At 66.7% G+C, this 23,270-nt stretch carries 16 protein-coding genes; 12 read left to right on the top strand and 4 right to left on the bottom strand.

The annotated features are described in order from the left end of the window. Nucleotides 1–92 precede the first annotated feature (92 nt). The 12 genes from asnB to KP001_RS22110 all read left to right on the top strand — a co-directional run bounded on the left by asnB (nucleotide 93) and on the right by KP001_RS22110 (nucleotide 20,583). Nucleotides 93–2,009, top strand: coding sequence for an asparagine synthase (glutamine-hydrolyzing) (gene asnB / locus KP001_RS18430; RefSeq protein WP_217287003.1), 1,917 nt, complete (start codon nucleotides 93–95; stop codon nucleotides 2,007–2,009). After that, the gene (locus tag KP001_RS18425; RefSeq protein ID WP_217287002.1) at nucleotides 1,988–2,719 is read left to right on the top strand and encodes a class I SAM-dependent methyltransferase; all 732 of its coding nucleotides are present in this window, start codon (nucleotides 1,988–1,990) and stop codon (nucleotides 2,717–2,719) included. The genes asnB and KP001_RS18425 overlap by 22 nt, the downstream gene beginning before the upstream one ends. A 14-nt stretch (nucleotides 2,720–2,733) precedes the next feature. Further along, nucleotides 2,734–4,197, top strand: a complete 1,464-nt coding sequence (locus KP001_RS18420; RefSeq protein WP_217287001.1) for a B12-binding domain-containing radical SAM protein — start codon at nucleotides 2,734–2,736, stop codon at nucleotides 4,195–4,197. Next, complete coding sequence (locus KP001_RS18415; protein WP_217287000.1) at nucleotides 4,194–5,120, top strand: glycosyltransferase family 2 protein; 927 nt, start codon at nucleotides 4,194–4,196, stop codon at nucleotides 5,118–5,120. The genes KP001_RS18420 and KP001_RS18415 overlap by 4 nt, the downstream gene beginning before the upstream one ends. Before the next feature lie 8 nt (nucleotides 5,121–5,128). Next, nucleotides 5,129–6,730, top strand: coding sequence for a hypothetical protein (locus tag KP001_RS18410; RefSeq protein ID WP_217286999.1), 1,602 nt, complete (start codon nucleotides 5,129–5,131; stop codon nucleotides 6,728–6,730). A 4-nt stretch (nucleotides 6,731–6,734) separates the two neighbouring features. Beyond that, a complete protein-coding gene (locus KP001_RS18405) occupies nucleotides 6,735–7,793 on the top strand; it encodes a hypothetical protein (RefSeq protein ID WP_217286998.1) in 1,059 nt (352 codons plus the stop codon). Nucleotides 7,794–7,965: 172 nt separating this feature from the next. After that, a complete protein-coding gene (locus tag KP001_RS18400; protein WP_217286997.1) occupies nucleotides 7,966–9,513 on the top strand; it encodes an AMP-binding protein in 1,548 nt (515 codons plus the stop codon). Next, complete coding sequence (locus KP001_RS18395; RefSeq protein ID WP_217286996.1) at nucleotides 9,510–11,591, top strand: glycosyltransferase; 2,082 nt, start codon at nucleotides 9,510–9,512, stop codon at nucleotides 11,589–11,591. The genes KP001_RS18400 and KP001_RS18395 overlap by 4 nt, the downstream gene beginning before the upstream one ends. Further along, nucleotides 11,588–15,484, top strand: coding sequence for a glycosyltransferase (locus tag KP001_RS18390; protein ID WP_239027826.1), 3,897 nt, complete (start codon nucleotides 11,588–11,590; stop codon nucleotides 15,482–15,484). Before KP001_RS18395 ends, KP001_RS18390 begins: the two co-directional genes overlap by 4 nt. Further along, on the top strand, nucleotides 15,481–18,798 hold the full coding sequence (locus KP001_RS18385; protein WP_217286995.1) for an O-linked N-acetylglucosamine transferase family protein: 3,318 nt from the start codon (nucleotides 15,481–15,483) through the stop codon (nucleotides 18,796–18,798). Before KP001_RS18390 ends, KP001_RS18385 begins: the two co-directional genes overlap by 4 nt. Nucleotide 18,799: 1 nt before the next feature. After that, complete coding sequence (locus KP001_RS18380) at nucleotides 18,800–20,020, top strand: O-linked N-acetylglucosamine transferase, SPINDLY family protein (protein WP_239027825.1); 1,221 nt, start codon at nucleotides 18,800–18,802, stop codon at nucleotides 20,018–20,020. Nucleotides 20,021–20,028: 8 nt separating this feature from the next. After that, the gene (locus KP001_RS22110; protein WP_239027824.1) at nucleotides 20,029–20,583 is read left to right on the top strand and encodes an O-linked N-acetylglucosamine transferase family protein; all 555 of its coding nucleotides are present in this window, start codon (nucleotides 20,029–20,031) and stop codon (nucleotides 20,581–20,583) included. Between the two features lie 233 nt (nucleotides 20,584–20,816). Here the strand turns inward: KP001_RS22110 and flaF are convergent, their stop codons facing one another. Genes flaF through KP001_RS18360 form a run of 4 tightly spaced genes read right to left on the bottom strand, consistent with a single transcriptional unit; the run spans nucleotide 20,817 to nucleotide 23,212 of the window. After that, a complete protein-coding gene (gene flaF / locus KP001_RS18375; protein WP_217286994.1) occupies nucleotides 20,817–21,206 on the bottom strand; it encodes a flagellar biosynthesis regulator FlaF in 390 nt (129 codons plus the stop codon). Further along, entirely contained in the window at nucleotides 21,196–21,585 is a 390-nt protein-coding gene (locus tag KP001_RS18370) for a flagellar biosynthesis repressor FlbT (RefSeq protein WP_217286993.1), read from the bottom strand. Before KP001_RS18370 ends, flaF begins: the two co-directional genes overlap by 11 nt. Nucleotides 21,586–21,590: 5 nt before the next feature. Continuing rightward, nucleotides 21,591–22,334, bottom strand: a complete 744-nt coding sequence (locus KP001_RS18365) for a hypothetical protein (protein WP_217286992.1) — start codon at nucleotides 22,332–22,334, stop codon at nucleotides 21,591–21,593. 59 nt (nucleotides 22,335–22,393) lie between these two features. Then, nucleotides 22,394–23,212 (bottom strand): flagellin N-terminal helical domain-containing protein, encoded by an 819-nt coding sequence (locus KP001_RS18360; RefSeq protein WP_217286991.1) that lies wholly within the window; start codon nucleotides 23,210–23,212, stop codon nucleotides 22,394–22,396. Nucleotides 23,213–23,270: the final 58 nt, after the last annotated feature.

Below are 23,270 nucleotides of genomic sequence, written 5' to 3'. Positions count from 1 at the left end.
GAAACCACATGAACCTGCACCCCTGCAACATCGCCGCGCCACCGTTAGCGCCCCGGCCCCGGTCCCTGCGCGGACCGAAACGGGGCTGAGCGATGTGCGGCATTGTCGGCATATACGCCCCCGGCAAGGGGGAGTGGGACCGCGCCGGGCTCGCCGCCATGCTGGGGCGGGTGCGCCACCGCGGCCCGGACGGCGAGGGGATGCACCTGGAGCCGGGGCTCTTCTTCGGGCACGCCCGCCTGGCCGTCCTCGACCTGTCGGAGGCCGGGCGCCAGCCGATGCCCTCCCCCGACGGCAGGTACCTCATCACCTACAACGGCGAGATCTACAACTTCCGCGAGCTGCGCGCCGAGCTCCAGGCGCTGGGACACAGCTTCACGACCCGTACCGACACCGAGGTGCTCCTGGCGGCCTGGGTACAGTGGGGTGAGGCTGCACTGTCACGCCTGGACGGCATCTTCGCCTTCGCCGTGGCCGACCGCTACGAGCGGACGCTGTGGCTCGCGCGCGACCCGCTCGGCATCAAGCCGCTCTTCTACCAGGACAAAGGGGGCGAGATTTTCTTCGCCTCGGAACTGCTCGCCCTGTTCGGCCCCCTGAACCCGGTGCCGCCCCACGATCCCTGCGATCTCGACAGCTACTTCACCTTCAACTACCTCCCCGCGCCCCGCACCGGGCTCGCCGGGGTGCGCCAGCTCCCCCCCGGCACCCTTTTGAAGGCCACCCCCGCACGCACCGAGCTGAAGCGCTTCTGGCGCCCGGCGGGGACTGGCTCCGCCAGGGGCCAGTCCCCTTGCGAAGCCGGTAAGACGGCCGCGCAGGAAGAGCGCGTGGCGGAGTTCCGCGCCCGGCTCGACCGCGCCGTGGCCGCCCAGACCGTCTCCGACGCGCCGCTCGGGCTCTTCCTCTCCGGGGGGCTGGACTCCTACGCCGTGGCCCGCTCGGCTACCCGCGCCGGCCTGCGCCCTACCGCCTTCACCCTCGCCTTCGACGAGGCGGGCTTCGACGAAAGCCCCGCCGCGGCCGACTACGCCCGGCACCTGGGGATCGAGCACCGGGTGGTGCGCTTTCAATGGAACGAGGAGACCATCCGGGATACGCTCGCCAGCATGCGGGAGCTTCTGGCCGACGCCTCGCTCTTCCCCATGCACCAGCTCTGCGCCTTCGCACGCAAGGAAGCGACCGTGATCCTGGCCGGGGACGGCGGCGACGAGCTCCTGGCCGGCTACGACACCTACCTCGCCGGCGAGCTTACCCCGCTCATCCGGCGCCTACCCGCGCCGCTGCGCGACGCCGTCCGCTCCCTTGCCCGCTTCCTCCCCTCCGACAGTCAGCGCTATGGCGCGCGCATCCTGGTGGAACGGATTCTTGACGCGGCGGCCGAGGGGCCTGACCGGGACCACGCCACCTTCCGCAGGATCTGCGGCAACGCACTGAAAAACAGGATTTTCTCACCCGGGTTGCAGTCGGCCCTCTCCGGCTCGGACCCGGTGGCGGAATACGCCGCTCTCATTGGAGAGGCGTCAAAAACGCGTTCATCTTTGGGGGCACGTCAACAAGCCGACATCCAGTTCCACCTCCCCTCGGTGCTGGCCAAGGTGGACCGCACCAGCATGGCGCACGGGCTGGAGGTGCGGGTCCCCATCCTCGCCGACGACCTGGTCGGCTTCTGCCTGGACCTCCCCGACGAGGCCAAGCGGCGCGGCCGCAAGGGGAAGCTGATCCTCCGGCAGGCGCTCGCCGACGACATCCCCGCCGCCGCCCTCACCCGCCGCAAGGCCGGGTTCCTGCCGCCGGTGGACCGCTGGTTCGCCCAGGAGGGACCGATGGCCGGGGTCTTCCGCGACTACCTGGCGCAAGGACGCGAAAACATTGCCGAACTGGACTGGAACCAGGTGCAGCGCCTCTGGGACGAGCACAAGAAGGGTTCCATCCGCGCCGGCTTTCCCCTTCTGGGCATCCTGCAATTCATCAACTGGAGTCTCGCATGTCGCAGCCTGAGAACCTGACCGCCTTCTACGACGCCGCCTGGGACAAGTGGAACGACATGATCCGCTACTCCCCGGCCCCCCGCTTCCGGCGCACCCGGATCCTCTCCTGGGTCAGGGAGCTGGCCGCCCCCCGCACCCTCCTCGACGTGGGGTGCGGCAACGGCGAATTCCTGCTCCAGGCAAGCCGGGAGCTGCAGGGCACGGAATTTGCTGGAGCAGACGTGTCCCCCGCCGTCATCGAGGCGAACCGGGCCCAGCTCCCCGGCATGAACTTCGCCACGCTGGACCTGAACCGGGAGGAGCTGCCCGGGCGCTACGACGTGGTCACCTGCATGGAGGTGGTCGAACACTGCGCCGATCACCGCGAGGCGATCGCGAGGCTCGCGGCGATGACCGGACAGTGGCTCTTCGTCACCGTCCCCTGCGGCCCGCTCTTCGAGATCGACCGGCGCGTCGGCCACACCCGCCACTTCTCCCCCGGCGAGATCCGGGAGGCGCTGGAGGCGGCCGGGCTCACGGTGGTCCGCTGCCAGGCCTGGGGCTTCCCGTTCTTCAACCTGTACAAGCACCTGATCAACCTCAACCCGGACCGGGCCTGCGCGGCCTTCCTCGAGTCCGGCAGCTACTCCGCGGCACAGAAGCTTCTCGCTTCGCTCGTGTACGTCTCCTTCCGGCTCTCCCTCCCCTTTGGGGGGTATCAGCTCCTGGTGGCGGCGCGGCGCCGCTGACCAACGGAGCACCGATGAAAGTACTGTTCGTCGTAAGACGGATCACCATAGCGGGGGAACCGATGGGGATCATGCAACTCTCCGCCATCGCCCGCAAGCGCGGCTGGGAGAGCCGGGTCGCCGTCTCGCCCGAGGCCCTGAAAGCGGTGGCCGACGAGGCCCCTGAGCTGGTGGCGGTCTCCTGCATGTCCGGTGACTACTCCGACCTCAAGGAAACCATCGCGCAGCTGCGCCGCAGCCACCCGGAACTCCCCATACTCCTCGGCGGGCCGCACACCACTTTCGTTCCGGACGCCGTCGACGACGTCGAGGCGGACGGGGTCTGCATCGGCGAGGGGGAAGAAGCCTTCGCCGAGGTGCTGGAGCGCCTGGAGCAGGGGATTCGCAACTTCTCCGGCATCCTCAACATCCAGACCAAAGAGCAGAGGACGGCCATCCGGCCGCTCATCACCGACCTCGACGCCCTCCCCTTCATCGACCGCGACCTCGTCTACCAGAACTCGGACTGGAAGCACTTCAAGCTCCGCTCCTTCTACACCTCGCGCGGCTGCCCGTACAGCTGCGCCTACTGCTTCAACCACGGCTACCGCAGGGTCTACCACGGCCTGGGCCCCACCTACCGCAAAAGGAGCGTCGACAACGTCATCGCCGAGATCCTCGAGGTGACGGCGAAGTACCCGACCGAGTACATCCGCTTCTCCGACGACGTCTTCATCGTGCGCCACGACGAGTGGATCGAGGAATTCGCCGACAAGTACAGCAAGCGGGTGGGCATCCCGTTCTACTGCCTGATCAAGTCGGACATCATCACCCCCGAGCTGGTCGCGGTGCTGAAGAAGGCGGGGTGCGCCTCGGTCTGCATGAGCATCGAGACCGCCAACGAGGAGCTGAGAAGCCAGGTCCTGAGCCGCAAGGGGCAGAACAACGAGCAGATGCTCCGCTCCTTCGATCTGTTCAACGAGGCGGGCATCAACATCTACACCAATTCCATGATCGGGCTGCCGCACTCGACCATCCAGGACGAGCTGGACACCATCGAGCTCTACCTGAAGGCGAAGCCCAAGTGCGGGCTGTTCACCATCTGCGTCCCCTACCCCGGCACCGAGCTCTTCAGCTACTGCGTCAAGAACGGCCTGGTGCGCGCCGACCTGACCCACGAGGAGATCAACCGGACCTCCGGCGACTACTCCATGCTGGACAGCTTCAGCGCCAAGGAGAAGGAGGTGCAGAAGAACATCTCGCTTCTGGGGACCGTGGCGGTGACCTTCCCGTGGCTTAAGAACCTGATCACCAAAAGGCTCATCTACCTCCCCAACAACAAGCTGTTTTTCCTGATCTATTTTCTCGTCAAGAACTACCAGTTCAGCAAATACATCGTGCCGATACGCTACTCCGCCTCCGACTACCTGAGGCTCGGCTTCGCGGCACTAAAGAACGACGCGGTCATGTTCATCACCGGGAAAGGGAAGAACAAGTGACACCACACAGAGACAGACGGGAGAGGGAGACCAGCTCCCTGCCGGGACTCACCATGGTGGTTCCGGCCTACAACGAGGTGGGGAGCATCGCAGAGACGGTGCAGCGCATCCAGAAGGCACTGGCGGCGCTGCATATCGCCAGCGAACTTATCGTGGTCAACGACGGCTCCACCGACGGCACCGGGGAACTGCTGGAAGAGATCCCGGGGATCCACGTCGTGCACCACCCGCTCAACATCGGCTACGGCAACTCCATCAAGTCGGGCGTGAACCGGGCCCACTACCAGTGGATCGGCATCGTCGACGCCGACGGCTCCTACCCCATCGAGGACCTGCCCCGTTTCGTGGCCGAGATGGAGAAGGGGTTCGACATGGTGGTGGGGCACCGGGCCAACATCGACGACATCGACTGCTTCGCCAAGCGGATCTTCCGCCGCATCTACAAGAAGATCGTGTCGTTTTTGAACGACAGCCGCATCGAGGACCCCAACAGCGGCTTCCGGCTCTTCAAGCGCGAGATCGTCATCAACCTGATGCCCTTTCTGTGCGGCACCTTCTCCTTCACCACCAGCATCAGTATCCTGACCTCGGGGCTCTTCTACTTCGTCAAGTTCATCCCGATCCAGTACTCCAAGCGGGACGGCAAGACCAAGGTGAAGCACCTGCGCGACTCGATCCGGACCATGCAGTTCATCGTGCAGGGGATCGTCTTCTTCAACCCGATCAAGTTCTTCATCATCCTGGCCCTGGCCATGGTGGCCTTCGTCTGCATCCCGGCCATGGTGATCGCGATGCTGCGCATGCCCACCCTGTCGCTCTACTACATGATCTTCGGCGTCGCCGTTTCGCTCATGGTGGGGATGGGGGCGCTCGGCGACATCATCAGGATCTCCTCCTTCAAGCGCACCAACGAGTTCATGTGAGGTAACCGGTGGCGATCCTTGTCTTGCTCCTGAAATGCCTCACCCTCTACCTGGTCGCCCTGGTGCCGCTCTGGCGCCAGTTGCCGGGTTACGACGCCTACCACATCGGCAACATGGCGGGGTACCGCGTGGCGGGGCTCTCGCTGACGCGGGTGTTCTTCGCGGAGACCGGCTTTCCCATCCCGATGCTCTCCCTGTCGCTGCAGTGGGACCTGTTCGGCAACAAGCTGGAGAAGTTCCAGCGCTGCCACGTCCTGTTCATCGCGACGCTCACTCCGCTCGTGTACCTGTTCGCCTTGGGTCTGACCGGCTCGGACTCCGTCGCCCTCGCCGCCGCCTGTCTCTACGGCCTGAGCTTCAGTTTCCCCATCAACCTGAACTGGTTCGTGGAACCGGAGCACTACGAGCTCTTCTTCACGCTTTTTGGGGGGAGCGTCGCGTTCTACGGCGCCTCGACGGGCGCGCTGCCGGTCGTCGCGGCGGGGGGCGTGCTCTTGGGGCTCTCACAGCTCTGCAAGTTCCCGGGGCTGTTGTCGGTCTGGACCTTGGCCTACCTCTGCTATGGCCTCCTCCCGGGGAGGGACGACATGATGATCGTCGCCGGCTGCTACGCGGCCCCGGCGCTGCTCTTCGTGGTCGTGAAGCTCCTTTTGCCCAAACGGCCGATGCAGAAGGTGGCCGCGGAAGGGAACTTCTTCGCGCGCATCTTCGGCTACTACTACTACCGCTATCGGCTCGACCCCAAGGCGTACCTGAAGTCGATGTTCTCCGACCGGGCCCGGGACTACTCGCTGCAGCACCTGCCGCTCATCTTCCTGGCGGCGCTCTTCTTCTTTTTCGGCGACCCCCGCGCGGCGCTCCTCATCGGCTGCGCCATGCTCTTTCTCTGCCTGATCTTCCCGCTCCGGATGACGCTCTGGTACACCCAGTCGCTCACGGTCTTTCTCTGCATCGCGGCGGCCTACGGCATGGGCATCGTGGTCAGCGCGGGGTCGGGGCTGGCGCTCATCCTGTTCACCGCGACGGTACCGCTCTGCGGCGCCGCCATCGTGCGCTACCCGTACTTCAAGCGGCTCTTTCTCCCTTCGGGCTCCAACGCCTCGCCGCTCACCGACATCGCCGCCTTCATGGCGCGCCTGTTGAAACCGGAAGAGTCCTGGCTCTTCAACGTCAACAACGGCTACTCCAACGTCTACCTGATGGCCGGACGCGGCTTCACCGGCTTTTTCTGCCACGTGCTCATGGGGGCCTACGGGCCGGGCAAGATCAACCTCGACCTGATGCCCCCCAACCTGTACCAGGAGGGGGCCGACATCGTGGCCGCCTTCTGCACCAGCCCCCCGACCTACGTGGTGCAGTCGCCGCACGAGTACCCGATCCTGAACCTGTTCTACCTGGAAGTGGCCTGCGGGGTTAGCTACGACATCGTCGACCTCTCCGACAACTTCGTGCTGTACCGGCTCGCCCCCGGGGTGACGCCGCACCCTTTCGACCCCGACAAGTACGACGCCCGCCTCCTCTTCGACGGCGAGGCGGGGCGGCGCATGATGATGTCCGCCGTCAGCACGCATCATAACCGGATGGCACTGAGAGCCGCCGCACCGAGGTAAAGGAATGACCATCCAGGAACTCCTGAGCAAGAACGCACCACTGAAAAACTGCCACGCCGGGCGACGCGCCTTCGTGATCGGCAACGGCCCGTCGCTGGCGAGCCAGGATCTCTCCCACCTGGCGGGCGAGGTCACCATCGTGGCGAGCTGGTTCCACAACCACCCGCTGGCCACCCTGATCCGCCCTGGCTACTGGGTGCTCGCCGACCCGGCCGGCTGGGACCGCCCGGACCAGCCCTTCCTGCCGGCAATCAACCACGTGAAATCGCTCAACATCCATACCCGGCTCTTCGTGCCGAGCGCCGGCTACCAGTACTACAGCAACCTGAACAACGGGCCGCTCATCGAGACCCACTTCTACCACTTCGACTACACCAGGCTGGACCACGACGTGATCGACTTCACCCAGCCGGTCCCCCCCTACTCCCAGAACGTGGTGCTCTCGAGCCTGATGCTCGCCTTCTACATGGGGTGCGACCCGGTTTACTTCATCGGCTGCGACCACGATTTCCTGGCCATCACCAAGGAGAGCTACGCCAACCACAAGGAGGAGCACTTCTACTCGGAGTCCCAGCCGGCGCGCTACGACCTGGAGTTCGAGTGGCTCGAGTTCGAGGCGTGCATGAACCGGCTGCGCGACCAGTACCAGAGGCTCGCCCACTACGCCAGGCGCTGGGGGCACAACGTCTTCAACGCCACCAAGGGGGGCTGCCTGGAATACTTCCCGCGCGTGGAGTTCGAGTCACTGTTCGTCCCCGCCCCGGCGAAGGGCGCCGCGAAGGGGCCCGGACTGGAGCAGCGCGCCCTTTTAGAGGGGGCCATGGCGCTCATCGATTCGGGCAACGCGGCCGCCGCGCTCGCCATCATCGACGAGGCGCTGCGGCGCAACATCAACCAGAGCCAGAGGATCGACGGGCTGTCGCTGTTGAAGGCGCACTGCCTCACCTGTCTCGGGCAGCCGCGCGAGGCGCTCATCTGGGCGCGTCAGGACTACCACTGCAACCCGGGCAACCGCGACCACGCGCTGCCGCTCATCAACCGCCTGGAAGCGCTGCTGGCGTAAGAAAGAACCAGAATTAGCGATTCTCTCCCCCATTCCCCTCTCCCCTGGGAGAGGGTGCCCGGAGGGGGGGTGAGGGAGTCGCCACGCAAGCATCAGATCATCTGACAACAACGCCCGCACCCTGACCCTCTCCTGGGGGAGAGGGGATTTGGAAAGATAAAGGAGACGCACCATGAAATTCCCCGCCGCCCCTGACGTCCCCGGCTGCATCGAAGAGCTGGTCCGGGACAACCCCGCCGCGCACTGCTGCTCCGTCCGGGTCAAGGGAACCTGGCAGGAGTTCTCGCGCCGGGAGTTCTGGGACCGGGTCTGCCACTACGCCGGCCTGTTCGCCCCGCTGCCGCACCAGAGCATCGTGCTGTTCGTGAAGCAGCTCGACATACACCTTCTGGCCGCCTACATCGGCGCCATGAAAGCCGGGCACCTCCCGGCACAGATCAGCTACCCCTCCTCCAAGGTGAACCCGGCGGAATACGGCAAGAAGCTCGGGCACATCCACGAGATCACCCGTTTCGGCGCGGTCTTCACCGACCAGGAAGGGGAGCACCTGTTCGAGCAGTTCGGGTCGCTCCCCATCTTCACCCCCGGCTCCGCTGCGGAGCCGTCGGACGAGGACTTTTCGCGCGCCAACGAAAACGCCCTGGTGCAGTTCTCCTCCGGCTCCACCGGGATGCAGAAAGGTGTGGTGCTGACCCACGAGGGGGTGGTTGAGCACATGAAGAGCTACGCCGCCACCCTGCGCCTCACCGAAGGGGACGCCATCGCCACCTGGCTGCCGCTGTACCACGACATGGGACTGATCGCCTGCTACCTGATGCCGCTCATGACCGGGATCCCCTTCTACCAGATCGACCCCTTCGACTGGATCATGCAGCCCGACCTGTTGCTGCAGCTCGTCGAGGAGCGCCGCCCGACCATCTGCTTCCTCCCCAACTTCACCTACCAGGTGCTGGCCCAGAAGGGGAAAGTGCGCGACCTCTCCAGCGTCCGGCTCTGGATCAACTGCTCCGAGCCGGCGCGCGCCAAGAGCCACGCCATGTTCGCGGAGCGCTTCCCCACCGTCAAGCCGGAGTCGCTCACCGTCTGCTACGCACTGGCCGAGAACACCTTCGCGGTCTCCCAGACCCTCCCCTGGAGCGGCAACTCGACCAGGGTGCACCCGGCCCGCAACGTCCTCTCCTGCGGCAAACCGATCCCCGGGGTCGAGGTGCGCATCTTCGACCCGATGGAAAGCGGCGACGGCGAGGTGGGCATCCGCTCCCCGTTTTTGTTCCACCGTTTCCTGGACGGGACGCGCCCCTTGCGCGACGGATTCTGCCTGACCGGCGACCTCGGTTTCCTGGACGAGGATGGCGAGGTCTACATCACCGGCCGCAAGAAGGACATCCTCATCGTGCACGGCAAGAACATCTATCCCCAGGACGTGGAATACGTCGCCTCCGAGGTGCCGGGGGTCTACTCCGGGCGCACCGTCTGCTTCGGCGTCTGGGACGACGAGCTGGGGACCGAGGAACTGTACGTGGTGGTGGAACGGGTCCCGAATGCCACCCCGACGCCGATCAAGATCGCGGTGCAGAAGGCGGTCATGGAGGAGGTGGGGACCGTCCCCAAGAGGGTCGAGGTGGTCGAGCACATGACGCTGGTGAAGACCTCCAGCGGCAAGATCTCCCGGGCCCGCAACAAGGAACTCTACCTGAACAAAGGATTCAGCCTTTTATGATAGTAGTCGGCAACAGCAACGTGAACACCTTCAAGCAGCAGGGACTGGTGACCCTGGCCGGCGCCGAGCAGGTCAGCGTCATATGGGTCGGTGCGCTCACCGCCCCGGACTTCTACAACGGGCACCCCGCCGGGCACAAGGTGCGCGAGCTCTTCGCCGAACACCGCGATGAGTGGAAGTTCCTGAGCCTCGGCATCCACGACATCTACGACCTCTGCGGCGCCGCCTCGCAATTCCAGCTGAACAACGCGCTCAGGGCGCTGCAGCAGCTCTACGAGCAGCTCTTCACCGAACTCTCCCGCTTGGGCAGGTTCGGCTGGCTGGTCTTTCCGCAGCCGGCGCACGAACTCACCTTCCCAGGCGTCTCCCCGGACGAGGTACTTCAGATCGCGCGCACCTTCAACTCGCACATGAAACAGTGGTGCGCCCAGGCCGGGGTCGCGGTCATCGACCCGGCGGACCGCATCCTCGGGGAGGACGGCACCCCCCTGCCGCACCTGTTGCAAAAGGACGGCATCCACCTGAACGTGCAGGCGGCGCGCTGCTACCTGGACGACATCGCCCAGCTCACCGGCATCTCGCTCGAATTCCAAAGCGATACACCCCCATTCGAGCCGGCGGACGAGCCGGAGTCCTTCGTTTCGCTGTTGTTGAACGCGCTGGACATGCCGCACCAACGGCAAGGGGGGCTCGCCGGGCTGGAAGACAGGCTCCTCGACTTCGTGGCGGAGTTGTTGCGCGGCAAGGGGCTCGAGCTCGACATCGACGCGGAAACGGAGCTGGTCGACTCGGGGCTCCTCGACTCGCTGAACCTGGTGGAGACCTACACCTTCGCGGTGAACAGCATCGGCATGGAGATCGTCTACGACGTGGACCTGCGCACCCTGGACACGGTGGGGAAGATCTGCCGCTTCCTGGAGGAGCAGGCGCAGGGGGGGCCGGAGCCGGAAGGGCCGACCTTCGAGGACTTCATCACCTCCATGCGCGGCGACCTCGCCGATCCCGCCCGGCGCGAGGCGATCCTCGCCGCCGACAGCCGCATCGCGGCGCTGCCGCAGGCCAGGGTCCAGGAGTTCATCCGGCACTTCGAGGTGGTCTCCTACAGCTTCAACTGCAACTACGGCATCATCTACTTCTGGCTCTCCTTCTTCGCCGCCCAGAACCGCAACTACGCGACGGCGCTGGAACTCCTGAAGCACGGCAGCAGGAGCGACCTGGTCTACCCGGTGCGCGGCGAGCACGTGCGCTACTACCGGGAGCGCTGGGAGCAGCTCCAGGAAATGACGCAGAGCCCGGCGCCGCGCCCCGCCGCACCCACCCGGCCGCGCCTCTCCGTGGTGATCCCCTCCTACAACTACGGCCACTTCCTCAAGGACTGCCTGGAGTCGATCCTGTCCCAGGGGTACCCGAACCTGGAGCTGATCATCCTGGACGGAGGCTCCAGCGACGACACGGTCGAGGTGATCCGGCGCTACGAGAAGCACATCGCCTACTGGCGCAGCCATAAGGACGCCGGCCAGTACGCCGCCATCGAGGAGGGGCTGAACCGCGCCACCGGCGAGATCATGACCTGGCTGAACGCCGACGACATGTTCCACCCCGGCGCCTTCGACGCGGCCGGCCGCATCTTCGCCGAATGCGCCGAGGTGGAGTGGCTCATGGGGCGCCCCAACAGCTTCGACGAGCAGGGGAGACAAAAGCACATCCTCTCCTACCTCCCCCTCAACTCCCGGGCCAAGTACCTGGCAGACCAGGAGTTCATCCAGCAGGAAGGGGTGTTCTGGCGCCGCGGCCTGTGGGAGAGAAGCGGGGCCTGCATCGACAAGACCCTGCCGCTGGCCGCCGACCTGGAACTGTGGGCCCGCTTCTTCAGGAGCGCGCGCCTCTTCTCCGTCGACATGATGCTCGCCGGCTTCCGCGACCACCCGCTGCAGAAATCCAAGGACAAGGCGGGCTACACCGCCGAGGCGGACCGGGTGCTCGCCCGCGAGCGCGAGCTTTTCGCCGCCGAGAAGACGCCCTTCAACCCGCCGGCGCCGCTCCCCATACTGATCCAGGGCGACCGGGTGATCCTGTGACTCTCTCCATGTCGAAGAAATACCTGGTTTCCGCCATCGTCTCCACCTACGACTCCGAGCGCTTTTTGCGCGGCAAGCTCGAGGACCTGGAGGCGCAGACCATCGCCCCCGAGCTGGAGATCATCGTCATCGACTCCGCCTCGCCGGGAAACGAGGGCGCCATCGTGGCGGAGTTCCAGGCCCGCTACGACAACATCCGGTACCTGCGGACCGGGAAGCGCGAGACCGTCTACCAGGCCTGGAACCGCGGCATCCGCATGGCGACCGGCGAGTTCGTCACCAACGCCAACACGGACGACCGGTTGAGGCACGACGCCTACGAGATCCTGGTGCGCGCCTTGCGGGAGCGCCCGGAGTGCGTGCTCGCCTACCCGGACATGCGCATCACCAAACAGGAGAACGCCACCTTCGAGCGGCACGAGTCCTTCGGCTTTCGCGACTGGCCCGAATTCAACCGGCTGAACCTCCTGGAGCTCTGCTGCGTCGGCCCCTTCCCGCTCTGGAGAAAAGCGCTGCACGACGACATCGGCTACTTCGACGAGCGTTTCAAGAGCGCCGCCGATTACGAACTGTGGCTGCGCGCGGCGCTCAGGCGCGACTTCGTCCACGTCCCGCAGTTCCTCGGGCTCTACTGGCTTTCCGAGGAGACCGTGTCCCGCAAGGGGGATCTCCCCACCTTGGAGTACCTGGAGGTGCAGAAGGAATACCGCCCCCGCTTCGCACCGCTCGCCCCCCCGCCGATGGAACTGGAGCCCCACGAGTGGCAGCAGTTCCAGACCCTCTCGGCGCTGCTGGAGGCCGGGGAGGGAGCCATACTCCCGGAGTTGGAGCGCTTCAGCGAGTTGCACCCGCGCGCGCCCCGCTTCCACCTGGAACTGGCCCGCATCTTCTACAAGAAGGGGGAGATCGGCTACGCCAAGAAGTACTTCGAAAAGGCCGCCATCATCGACCCCGGCAACGAGACCTACCGGGACGCCCTCCTTTCCTTCCTGAAAAGCGAGCTCTACCAGGCGCTGCAGCACCAGACCGCGTTCGTGGCGGCGAACCCGGACGACCTGGAGGCCCACCTCTGCGCGGGGATGATCCTCATACTCATGGAGCGCTACCAGGCGGCCCTGCCGCACTACCGCCGCGCCCTGGAGATCAACCCGGACAGCGCGCCCGCCCGCGAGAACATCGCCTTCCTGGAGCGGGAGCTCCGCCCCAAGGTGCACCCGCTCACCTCGATCGTGGTGGCGGCCGGCGACAACGCCGCCTGCACCCGCGAGTCCCTGGAGAGCATCGAGCGCCATACCCCGGAGCCGCACGAGGTGATCCTGGTGTTCCGAGGCGGCGACGACGCCGCGCTCGCTGAACTGCAGGAGTTCTGCACCGGGCACAGCGGCCACCTCCTCATCGACTGCGGCGGGCGCTCCCCCGCGGCCGGCTTCGGCGCCGGCCTGCGCGAGGCGGTCGGGAGGGAGCTGGTCCTCATGCAGGGGGACGTGGTGGTGACCCGGGGGTGGCTGGCGCGGATGCTGGACACACTCGCCCGGGAGCAAAAGGCCGGCCTGTGCGGCCCCATGACCAACCGGGCGCCCGGGCTCCAGGGGAAGGTGGCCTGCGACTACCGGAACCTCGCCGGGCTGGAGAGCCGCGCCGAGACCTTCGCCGGGGACCACTACGGCCGCCGCATCGCCGTGCCGCGCCTGGCGGGCTTTTGCCTGCTGTTCTCGCGCGAGCTTTTGGACGAGGTCGGCGAGCCGGACGGCAGCTTCGCCTCGGACGCCTGGGGCGAGGATTATTCGCTGCGCGCGGCGCTCAAGGGGTACGGCTGCATCGTCGCCGGTGACGTCTTCGTGCACCGCTACGGCAGCCCCGACGACGATTTCCTACTGCGCCGGGAGCGACCGCTCCTGGAGCGGAAGTGGGAGCCGGGGGCCCTGGCGCCGGAGCTGGCCGCGCGTCTGTTCAGGCACCGGGCGGCGGTCGAGGGGACCCGGCTGGCCCGCGCCGGGAGGCTCAAGCAGGCGGTGGACCTCATGATTGAACAGGGGGTGCACCTGGCCGACGGTGACCCCGCCCCCTACCTCGCCCTGGCCCGGGTGCTTTCCGAGGCGGGGCAGACCCGCGAGGCGCTGGAGGTGCTCACCCACGTCCCGCCGGGAGAGGCGCAGGCGACGCACCTGTTGCGGGCGCGCTGCCACGAGGCCGCCGGGGAGCGCGACCTGGCGCTCTCCGAGCTGGAGCGGGCCGCCGCACTTGATGACCAGGCGCCCGAACTCCTCGAGCAGCAAGGGGTGCTGGCGCTGCAGGCGGGCGAGCGGGACCGGGCCGAGGATCTCCTGCGCCGCGTCCTGGTGGCCGATCCCGGCTGCGCCCGGGCCTACTGTGCCCTGGCGGCTATGGTCTGGGAGCGGGGCGAAAGAAAACAGGGGCTGCAACTCGCCGAGCGGGCCTTCCTCCTCGACCCGCTGCAGATCGCCTCGCTCGGCCGCTACCACGAATTCGCCACCGCGCTCGACCTCCTGCCGCGCGAAGAGGAGCGCCTGCGCGACGCCATCGCCCTCTACCCGGAGCACAAGGGACTCTGCTACGGCCTCATCGAACTCCTGATCAGGAGCGCCCGCTACGGCGAGGCGATCCGGGAGATCGAGCGCGCCGCCGCCCGCTTCGGGCTCGACGACTCCGGCATCGACGCCGCCCTGCAGATCCGGGGGCTCGCCGGCGCCCCGTCCCCCGCCGTGAAAGGCACCGGGAGCGTCTCGCTCTGCATGATCGTCAAGGACGAGGCGCACGACCTTGCCGCCGCGCTCGATTCGCTGCGCGGCCTGGCCGACGAGCTGGTCGTGGTGGACACCGGCTCCACTGATCGGACCCGCGACATCGCCCGCATCTTCGGGGCCCGGCTGTTCGAGTTCCCCTGGACCGGGAGCTTCGCGGATGCCAGGAACTTCTCGCTGGCCCAGGCGGCAGGGGACTGGATCCTGGTGCTGGACGCCGACGAGGTGCTGGCCCCCACCGACCTCGGCCCGCTCGCCGACCTGGCCCGCAAGGGTGGGCGCATCGCCTACTCCTTCACCACCAGGAACTACACCGAAGAACTGGCCCGGCGCGGCTGGGTCGCCAACGGCGGCGAGTACCCGGAACAGGAGCGGGGGCGCGGCTGGACCGGCAGCGACAAGGTGCGCCTGTTCCCGAACCTCCCGGCGCTGCGCTTCGAGGGGGCGGTGCACGAGCTTTTGGAGCTCTCCCTGCTCCGTGAGGAGATCCCGATCCACGCCTGCGACGTGCCGGTGCACCACTACGGCAAGCTGGACCAGGCGGGAAACCGCGCCAAGCAGGAGCTGTACTATCGGCTGGGGCTGCAGAAGCTCGAGGAGACCGGCACCAGCCACGAGGCGCTGGCGGAACTCGCGCGCCAGGCCACGGAACTCGGGCTCACCGGGGAGGCGGAACAACTCTGGCAGCGGCTGCTCCGGGTCAAGCCCGACCATGCCGAGGCCTACTTCAACCTGGGCTACCTGTACTTGTGCTCGGGGGATTACCCGCAGGCGCAGGCCCACGCCGCGAGGGGGGTCGAGCTCGCCCCGGAACTCAAGGAGGCCACCTTCAACCTGGCCAAGTGCGAGCTCTACCTGGGGCAGACCTCGGCGGCGCTCGCGCGCTGCCGGGCCATGCTGCAGAAGTGGCCCGACTACCCGGCGGCCCGCTCGCTCTGCGCGGTCTGCCTGCTGCTCCAAGGGGACCGCGCCGGGGGGGAGGCCGAGGTGGCGCGCCTGGCGGCACAGGGCTTTGACTGCGGCGATTTCCTGAACGAATACGCGGGCGGATTGCAGCGAGGCGGCTTGCAGCATTTGGCCGCCCCTCTTGCCGACCTGGCGGCGCGGCTCCAGGCGGGGGGACGGCCATGACCGAGTCACAGAGTCTGAAGGAGCTCTTCGCGGCGGCCAACGCCCTGTTCGCCTCCGGCGACCTTTCCCGCGCCGCCGAGCGCTACCGGCGCGTGCTGCAGCTCGATCCCTATTTCGCCCAGGCCAGCTTCAACCTGGGCTGCACCCTGGAGCGGCTCTGCGGTCCCGGCGAGGCGCTCCCCCACTTCGAGCGGGCGGCGCAGCTCGTCCCGCAGTGGAGCGAGGCGCACGGCAACCTCGGTTTCGCGCTGGCGCGGGTGGGGCGCATGGAGGAGGCGGCGGGCGAACTCCAAGAGGCCTGCCGCCTGGCGCCCGACCACGCCGGATACCGCAACAACCTGGGGCTCGCCCTGAGCGCGCTCGGGCGCGGCGAAGAGGCGCAGGCGAGTTTCCAGGAGGCGATCCGCCTCGATCCCCGCTACCCGGAACCGCACAGCAACCTCGCCATCCTCTACGAGCGCTTCGGCAACGGCGCCGCCGCCATCGAGTCGCTGCGCCAGGCGCTGAGGCTCCGCCCCGACTACCCCGAGGCGCACCACAACCTGGCCAACGCGCTCAAGTCGCAGGGGCGCCACGAGGAGGCCATCGCCCATTACCGCGAGGCGCTCCGGCTCAAGCCCGATTACCTGGAGGCGCAGAGCTCGCTCCTCTTCGCCCTCCTCTACGGCACCCACGTCGCGGAAGAGACCGTCTTCGCCGAGCACGCCGCCTTCGGCGCCTCGCAGCGCCGCGCGGTGAAGCCCCACGCCAACGTCCCCGACCCGGACCGGGTCCTCACCATCGGCTACGTTTCCGCCGACTTCCGGGAGCACGCCGTCGCCCGCTTCATCGCCCCGGTCCTCTCCCACCACGACCGGAGCCGCTTCCGGGTCCTGTGCTATTCCAACGTCGCGGTCCCGGACGGGAAGAGCTCGGAGCTCGCCGAGCGGTGCGACCGTTTCGTCAACATCGCCGGGCTCCCCGACGACCAGGCGGAAGAGCTGCTGCGCGAGGACGGCATCGACATCCTGGTCGACCTTTCCGGCCACTCCGCGGGGAACCGCCTGCCGCTCTTCGCCCGCAAGCCGGCGCCGGTGCAGGTCACCTGGATCGGCTATCCCTTCAGCACCGGGCTCACCGGCATCGACTACCGCATCAGCGACGCCATCTGCGATCCTCCCGGCGAGACCGAGCGCTACCACAGCGAGGAGCTGATCAGGCTCCCGGGCACCTTCTCCTGCTTCGCGCCCCCCGGGGATGCCCCGGCCGTCGCACCGCTCCCCTGCCTCGCCTCCGGGGGGATCACCTTCGGCTCGTTCAACAACCCGGCGAAGATCACCGGCGAGACCCTGGCCATGTGGGGCGACGTGCTGCGCGCGGTCCCCGGCTCACGGCTCCTGCTCAAGGGATACTCGCTCGCCTGCCCGCAGGGGCGGCAGCGCTTCCTCGACGCCTTCACCGCGGCCGGGATCGACAGCGAACGGCTGGAACTCATCGGCAACACCCCGTCCTACCGGGATCACCTCGCGCTCTACGGCAGGGTCGATATCGCCCTGGACACCTTCCCCTACAACGGCACCACCACCACCTGCGAGGCGCTCTGGATGGGGGTCCCGGTGGTGACGCTCGCCGGCTCCACGCATCGCTCCCGCGTCGGCGCGACCCTTCTGCACAGCGTCGGGCTGGACGCCCTCGTCGCCCACGACGGTCGCAGCTTCGTGCAGATCGCCCACGCCCTGGCGCTGGACCGGCACCGGCTGCGTGGACTCAGGGAGACGCTGCGCGCCACCATGGCCGCCGCCTCGCTCACCGACGGCGCCGGCTTCACCAGGGGACTGGAACAGGAACTGCTGGCCGCCTGGGGGAGATGGTGCCGCCGCCACGTCCCTCCCGCAGCGGACCCGAAACAGGAGGGGCTCGACCTGTTGCGCGAGGGGAGGCTCGACGCCGCTCTGCGGCGCTTCCTCGAGCCGCTGCGCGCGGGCGACAAGTCGACCCTCACCGAGATCCAGGACACCCTGAACGCCCAGACCGCCACCGACCAGGCGCGCGCCCTGACGCGCGAGGAGGGACGGGAAGAGGAATCCCCCGCCGAGGGGATCGCCAGCGAAACCCTGGCCGAGTGCGCCGAGCTTCTCGGCAGCGCGGGGTTCGTCACCCCCGCCGACCTGATCTGCCGCTACCTCGGGGACCGCGGCTACCAGAGTCCCCGCGTGAGCCGTACCCTCGGCGCGGTGGCCCTGGCCATCGGACAGCCGGGCGCCGCGGCGGCCGCGCTCTCCCGCGCCCTGGAACAGGGGGACGACTCGCGCGCCACCCGCATCCTCCTGGTGAAGGCACAACAGGCGGCCGAGCTTCCACCGCAGCGGCCACAGGGTGAGCGTCTGCTGCTCATCAAGGCCTGGGGCTACGGCTTCTGGAGCGACGTGAACCACGTGCTGGGGCAGCTCCTCGCGGCCGAGATGACCGGGCGCTCGCCGGTGGTGCATTGGGGCACCAATTCCCTTTTCAGCGACGATCCGCTGGAGAACGCCTTCAACAACTTCTTCGAGCCGGTCTCGCAGGTCACCATCAACGACGTGATCTCGCGCCGGCGCAGCTTCTACCCCCCCAAGTGGCAGCGCGACAACGTGCGCCACGAGAACCTGGCCAAGTTCGACGGTCCCTGGTCCCGCTGCTCCGCGCTCTGGAACCTGGAACGCAACGAGGAGGTCGTGGTGAGCGACTTCCATTACGCGGTCAACGACCTCGCCCCCTGGATCCCCGCCGGTCACCCGCTGCACGGACGCTCCACGGAGGAGATCTACCTCTACCTGTTCGACCGCTACCTGAAGGTGCAGCCCCGCATCCTGGAGCGGGTGGAGGCGTTTTACCGCCAGCAGCTGGCGGGCGCGCCGGTCGTCGGGCTGCACGTGCGGGGGGGGGACAAGGTGGGGGAGGACCCGGGGCTCGCCAGGCTGAACGCCCTCTACCTCCCGGAGTTGGAGCGGCTTTTGCGCGAGACGCCGCAAGCCCGCATCTTCCTGAGCACCGACGACGACCGGATCCTGGCCCGCTACCGGGAACGCTTCGGCAGCCGGCTCGTCTACACCGTCTCAACCCGCACCGCGAACGTGCAGGGGGTGCACTACCAGAAGCAGGCGAGCCGGCGGGCACTGGGGGAAGAGGTGCTCATCGACACCCTCCTCGCCGCGCGCTGCGACCGCTTCCTGGGCAACGGCCTCTCCAACGTGTCGCTGGCCGTGGCGCAGATGAGGCGCTGGACGCCCGGGACCTGCCGGCTCTTCGGCACCCGGCTCGACTACCTGCGCCAGCTCACCCTGTACCGGAGCTGACATGAACCAGGAGCACTCGGGGCAGGCACAGCTCAAATACGTGGAGCTTCTCCTGCGCAAGGGGATGCAGGAGGAGGCGCGCGCCCGGCTCGAGGAGCTGGTGCGGCAGGAGCCTCCTTCCGCCGCGGCCTGCTACCTACTCGCGGTGCTCAAGGGGGAGGACGGCCAGGCGCGGGAGGCGGCCGGCTTGCTGGCCCGGACCCTGAGCCTGGAGCCGGAGAACACCAAGGCCCTCAACGCCCTGGGGGGCGCGCTGCGGCAACTGGGGCAGCTGGAGCGGGCGGCGGCCGCCTTCGCACAGGCGCTGCGCATCGAACCGGGCTTCGGCGAGGCACGCATCAACCTCGCCCTCCTTTTGAAGGAGGCGCTGCGCTTGACCGAGGCCGAGGCGCTGCTGCGCGCAGGGGTCGAGCTGGCACCCGGCTCGGTGCGCCTCGCCTACAACCTCGCCAACGTGCTGCACGCGCAGGGGAGGAGCCTGGAAGCGGTGGCGGCCTACCGGGAGACGCTGCGCCTCGACCCGGACCACCTGGACGCCCGGCAGAACCTCCTCTTCGCCCTGCACTACGCGCCGCAGTTCACCAGGCGCGGGATCTACGCCGAGCATCTGAAGGCTGCGCGCAGCCGTCCCTTCCGCCCCAACCGCCAGACAGTGGACCGTCCCCATCGCGGCGGCCGCATCAGGGTCGGCTACCTCTCCCCGGACTTCCGGGGACACGCGGTGGCGAGCTTCATCGAGCCGGTGCTCAAGCAGCACGACCGCGACCGCTTCGAGATCTTCTGCTACGCCAACGTCCCCGCTCCCGATGCGACCACCGGGCGCCTCAGGGAACTTTGCGATCAGTGGCGCGACATCCACGGCATGGCCGACCACAACGCCGCGGCCCTCATCGCCGGCGACGGCATCGACATCCTCGTCGACCTGGCCGGGCACACCTCCGGCAGCCGGCTCCCCGTCTTCTGTCATCGTCCCGCCCCCATCCAGGTCACCTGGATCGGCTACCCCGACACTACCGGGCTGAAGGAGATGGACTACCGCATCACCGATGCGCTCGCCGACCCCCCCGGGATCGAAGACCGCCTGCACAGCGAGGTGCTGCTCAGGCTCCCCGCTCCTTCTGCTGCTACGCCCCCCCTGCCGAGGCCCCGGAGATCGCCCCTCCCCCCTGCGGCGCCAACGGCTACATCACCTTCGGCTCGTTCAACAACCTCTCCAAGGTGACCCCGGAGGTGATCGCGCTCTGGAGCCGCGTGCTGCGCGCCGTCGGCGACTCGCGCCTGCTCCTGAAGGCGAAGCCGCTGGCGGACCGGGGGGTGCGCCAGCGCATCCTGGAGCAGTTCCTGGAGCAGGGGGTGGCGGCCGAGCGCATCGAGCTGGACCAGGGACAACCCGGCACCCGGGAGCACCTGGAGCAGTACCAGCGCGTGGACATCGGGCTCGACACCTTCCCCTACAACGGCACCACCACGACCTGCGAGGCGCTCTGGATGGGGGTACCGGTGATCTCCCTCGCCGGCGACCGCCACTGTTCGCGCACCGGCGCGAGCCTGCTCACCAACTGCGGGCTGGCCGACCTGGTGACGACCAGCGAGGCGGCCTACGTCGACATGGCGCGGCAGGTGGCGCGCGACCGGGAGACGCTACGGGAGTTCCGGGCGGGTGCCCGGGAAAGGATGCGGCGCTCGCCGCTTCTGGACGCGGCCGGCGTCACGCGGGAACTGGAGGGGGTGCTGGCGGAGCTTTGGGCGACGTCGCGCGAAAAGCTAGCCACGGAGGAAATCTGAGAACTTCTGAGGGAACCTAACGTCTTTGGGTTTACCCCAAAGTGTCGTGCTTGTGTTTTTAGGCTTTCTCGGATTTCCTCAGATTTTCTCCGTGGCTGATGGTTTTGGTTTCGAGGTTTTGATGTTCTGCTTGGGCGGGATGATGCGGGCGCGCGGGGATAGCGACGCGTGAGAACGTGAGCGAGGGGGACCACCCTGTGGCAATCCCCCTCGAAGATCAGCTGCTTCGGCGACTAACCCGCGTTCTCGGGGTTGGTCCGCAAGCCCGCGGCGATGTTGAAGTTGATGTCGATGACGATGGAGAGCTTTTCCGCGGTCGGGAAAGCCATCACCTCGAAGAACCTCTTGTCCACGAACAGGCTCAGGTTCAAGAGGTCCTCGCGCAGCTTCTTGGGCATCGGGTGGTTGGGCTCGGTCAGCTCGGCCTGGAAGAAGCTCCAGACCTTCTGGTTGTACTTTATCGCCTCCAGCATCTTGGCTTCGCGGTCCGGGGCATCCCAGTTTTCCTGGACGGCCTTGAGCATCAGCCCCGCCTTGGTCAGCACGGAGGCTTCGAGCTCGCGTCCCGACATGCTCTCCTTCTGGATACCGACGTACTCCTTGATCGCGTTGTTAGTTTGCATTTTTCAGTAGCTCCTCTTCGTACTCGATGAGATTCTTCGCAAGTTTGAGTGCCTGGTAGTAGTTCCCGGCCTCTATCCGTTCGTTCAACTGCTCGATGTAGCTCCTGGTGCTCGGGGCCGCCTTCAGTATCTCGGCCGCCAGTTCCGAGTACGCCTTGACGTAGTTCGGGACGTTCGGCTCGTCGATATACATGAGCTGGATGGTGAAGTAGACCCTCTTGCAGGGCGTGGTGGTGTCCTTTTCGCCCAGGATGTCCTTTTCGCGCAGTATGGGGACCGTGTTCTCGATGAAGAGAACCGTCCCCTTGCCGCCGTTTCTGACCACGGCGCCGCCTACGATCAGCCGCTCGTTGCTCTTCAAGGTAATTTTCAGGGACATGTCGGTTAACTCAACCCTTTCAGGAATTGAGGGTGCTGTTGCGCCACCCCCTGAGTTACCGATTCTGCAAATTGCTGGCCAATCTCGGCACTTTTTTCTGCCGCGCGCGATTCGCTGGCGATGGGCTCCGAAACCTGTGTTTCCGGGCCCTTGGGCGCGGAGAAGATGCTGGCGAAACGCCCGTCGGCCACAAACGAGGTGGTCCCGGCGGCAATGTCGCCGCGCAGCGCCGTCAGCGACTGCGCCGCCGCGTCAAGTTTGTCCACGTGGTCAGCAATTTGACTGTCGTCCGCATTCATACCGAGCGGCTCGGGAAGCGCCACCTGCTTGCGGGCCTCGACGATGGAAGGAGGGGGAGGAAGAGTGAGCTGGTCGATCTCCTTGCGAAGCGCCGTGTAGCTTCTCAGGAGCCTGACCCTTTCCTTGTCTTGCGGTGCGAAGGGAGGAAAATTTTTAACTATCGTTTCCAGAGGTTCCTTCAGCTTGTCAATCTTTTGACCCAGATCCTGGGCCGCCTTGTCCGTCTCCCTGATGGCGGCTGCGGCGCTGTTTTGCCGCTCGTTTTGCAGGCGGATACCCGCCAGCCTGCGGTCTCCCTGCCCGGAAAAGAGCACCTGGTCTGTGATTGCGGGGTCTTCGGCTTTCTGCTTTTCTGGTTGGGGATTTTGGACAGAGCTGGAGAGGGAGGTGAGTTGGGGAGAGGAACTGCTGACTGAAACGCTCTCGGGTTGCAGTCGATCTATTAACATATGCTACCCCCTCTGAAGAGGGCTTGCGGAGCGGGTTACCCCGCTCCGCAAAGCTAGGGTTAGAACAGTCTGAGTACTGCCTGGGCTGCCTGCGAAGACATCGAGAGCGAGGTGGTACCCAAGCTCTGACGGGTCTGCAGCATCAGCATGTTGGCACCTTCCTGGTTCATGTCGGCCAGGGTCAGGTTGTCAGCACCGGTCTGCAGCGTGTTGATCATGGAGTCGGTGAAGTTCTGACGGGTGGTGATGATGTTCAGGTTCGCCGCCAGGGTCTGGGTGTTCGACCTGAGGGTCGAGATCGCCGTATCCATCTTCGCCGTGTCGGTGGTGATGTCGGAGTTGGTAGCCCAGCTGCCGCTGGCGCCGCTGAGGCTCAGGCCGCTTGCGTTGCCGAGGAAGCCGACGACGTTGAGGCTGGAGCTCGCATCTTCGTTGAAGTTTACGGTCAGGGTGTTGGTGGAGCTCAGCAGGTTCAGACCACGGTAACCGGAGTCAGAGGAGATGTTGTCGATCTGGCTACGAATGGTGTCGTACTGGGTGGCCAGTTTCGACCTGGTGCCGGTGTCGCTGGTGGAAAGGGCGGATTGCGCGATACCTTTTGCTGCGTTGATCAGGCCGGTGATGGCGGTGATACCTGCATTGGTAGCCGAAACCGTCTGAACCGCCTCGGCCATGCCGTCCTTACGGTCGGCGAGGTCGCTGGCGCGCTGGTTGGCGTTCTGTGCTGCGAAGTAGTTGGTCGGGTTGTCCAGAGCGCTGTTGACCTGCTTGCCGGAAGAGAGCCTTTCCTGGGTCCTGTTCAGGAGCTTGCTGGTCGATTGGAGGTTGAGAAGGTTGGTCCTCATGCCTGCGGTGAGAGAGATGTCGCTAGTTGCCATGGTACTTCTCCTTTTCTGGGTGTTTGCCGGCATTCTTGCCGGGTTGAAAACCGTGCCG

This window comes from Geomonas subterranea (assembly GCF_019063845.1).
Classification (GTDB): Bacteria; Desulfobacterota; Desulfuromonadia; order Geobacterales; family Geobacteraceae; genus Geomonas; species Geomonas subterranea.
Note: the sequence above shows the minus strand (reverse complement) of the source record. Positions and strands in the feature narration are given on the sequence as shown.

Excerpts from the sequence above, each read along its gene's own strand:
- flaF (WP_217286994.1), bottom strand. The coding sequence starts at position 21,206 with ATGCAAACTAACAACGCGATCAAGGAGTACGTCGGTATCCAGAAGGAG.
- KP001_RS18370 (WP_217286993.1), bottom strand. The coding sequence starts at position 21,585 with ATGTCCCTGAAAATTACCTTGAAGAGCAACGAGCGGCTGATCGTAGGC.
- KP001_RS18385 (WP_217286995.1), top strand. The coding sequence starts at position 15,481 with ATGACCGAGTCACAGAGTCTGAAGGAGCTCTTCGCGGCGGCCAACGCC.
- KP001_RS18360 (WP_217286991.1), bottom strand. The coding sequence starts at position 23,212 with ATGGCAACTAGCGACATCTCTCTCACCGCAGGCATGAGGACCAACCTT.
- asnB (WP_217287003.1), top strand. The coding sequence starts at position 93 with ATGTGCGGCATTGTCGGCATATACGCCCCCGGCAAGGGGGAGTGGGAC.
- KP001_RS18420 (WP_217287001.1), top strand. The coding sequence starts at position 2,734 with ATGAAAGTACTGTTCGTCGTAAGACGGATCACCATAGCGGGGGAACCG.
- KP001_RS18400 (WP_217286997.1), top strand. The coding sequence starts at position 7,966 with ATGAAATTCCCCGCCGCCCCTGACGTCCCCGGCTGCATCGAAGAGCTG.
- KP001_RS18405 (WP_217286998.1), top strand. The coding sequence starts at position 6,735 with ATGACCATCCAGGAACTCCTGAGCAAGAACGCACCACTGAAAAACTGC.
- KP001_RS18380 (WP_239027825.1), top strand. The coding sequence starts at position 18,800 with ATGAACCAGGAGCACTCGGGGCAGGCACAGCTCAAATACGTGGAGCTT.
- KP001_RS18365 (WP_217286992.1), bottom strand. The coding sequence starts at position 22,334 with ATGTTAATAGATCGACTGCAACCCGAGAGCGTTTCAGTCAGCAGTTCC.
- KP001_RS18425 (WP_217287002.1), top strand. The coding sequence starts at position 1,988 with ATGTCGCAGCCTGAGAACCTGACCGCCTTCTACGACGCCGCCTGGGAC.
- KP001_RS18395 (WP_217286996.1), top strand. The coding sequence starts at position 9,510 with ATGATAGTAGTCGGCAACAGCAACGTGAACACCTTCAAGCAGCAGGGA.